The organism is Flavobacterium sp. XS2P24 (assembly GCF_030010285.1).
Taxonomy (GTDB): domain Bacteria; phylum Bacteroidota; class Bacteroidia; order Flavobacteriales; family Flavobacteriaceae; genus Flavobacterium; species Flavobacterium algoritolerans.
Map to the genome: position 1 here is coordinate 1 of NZ_JASCRU010000080.1, position 1331 is coordinate 1331.

Below are 1331 nucleotides of genomic sequence, written 5' to 3' on the forward strand. Positions count from 1 at the left end.
TATCACAATTGGTTGGATTCAGTATTTCACAGATTTTATATTCCAAAGTGTACGAACCGGCAGGGGTGCCCGCTGCAACAATTACATTGGTACCCGAAAGCGTGATTCCTGTATTAGTTGCCGACACAAAAGTGGTATTAACTTTAGCAGCTACAACCGCTACTCCGTTCAAGGTATCATTAGTCAATACATTAGTGAAGGCTGTTCCACCGTTGAATCCGTTTACAGCAGTTCCAGCCTCATCAACAGCGACAATAGCAGGAGCAGTAACCGTTACTGTAACAGTAGCGTTATCACAATTGGTTGGATTTAGAATTTCACAGATTTGGTAAACCAAAGTGTAAGCACCTGCAGGCGTACCCGGAGCGACTACTACATCAGTACCCGAAAGCGTGATTCCAGCATCCGCTGAAACAGTAGTCAAGTTCACTTGAGCAGCTACCACAGGAGCACCGTTCAAGGTATCATTAGTCAATACATTAGTGAAGGCTGTTCCACCGTTGAATCCGTTTACCGGAGTTCCAGCCTCATCAACAGCGACAATAGCAGGAGCGGTAACCGTAACAGTTACGGTAGCGTTATCACAATTGGTTGGATTTAGAATTTCACAGATTTGGTAAACCAAAGTGTAAGCACCTGCAGGCGTACCCGGAGCGACTACTACATCAGTACCCGAAAGCGTGATTCCAGCATCCGCTGAAACAGTAGTCAAGTTCACTTGAGCAGCTACCACAGGGGAACCGTTCAAGGTATCATTAGTCAATACATTAGTGAAGGCTGTTCCACCGTTGAATCCGTTTACAGCAGTTCCAGCCTCATCAACAGCGACAATAGCAGGAGCGGTAACCGTAACAGTTACGGTAGCGTTATCACAATTGGTTGGATTTAGAATTTCACAGATTTGGTAAACCAAAGTGTAAGCACCTGCAGGCGTACCCGGAGCCACCACTACATCAGTACCCGAAAGCGTGATTCCAGCATCCGCTGAAACAGTAGTCAAGTTCACTTGAGCAGCTACCACAGGAGCACCGTTCAAGGTATCATTAGTCAATACATTAGTGAAGGCTGTTCCACCAGTAAATCCGTTTACCGGAGTTCCAGCATCATCAACAGCGACAATAGCAGGAGCAGTAACCGTTACTGTAACAGTAGCGTTATCACAATTGGTTGGATTTAGAATTTCACAGATTTGGTAAACCAAAGTGTAAGCACCTGCAGGCGTACCCGGAGCGACTACTACATCAGTACCCGAAAGCGTGATTCCAGCATCCGCTGAAACAGTAGTCAAGTTCACTTGAGCAGCTACCACAGGAGCACCGTTCAAGGTATCA

The 1331-nt window shown here is 46.1% G+C and carries 1 pseudogene; it reads right to left on the reverse strand.

Annotated features, from left to right (window positions below):
* Positions 1-1331, reverse strand: a pseudogene (locus QLS31_RS16280) (hypothetical protein); the annotation flags it as partial.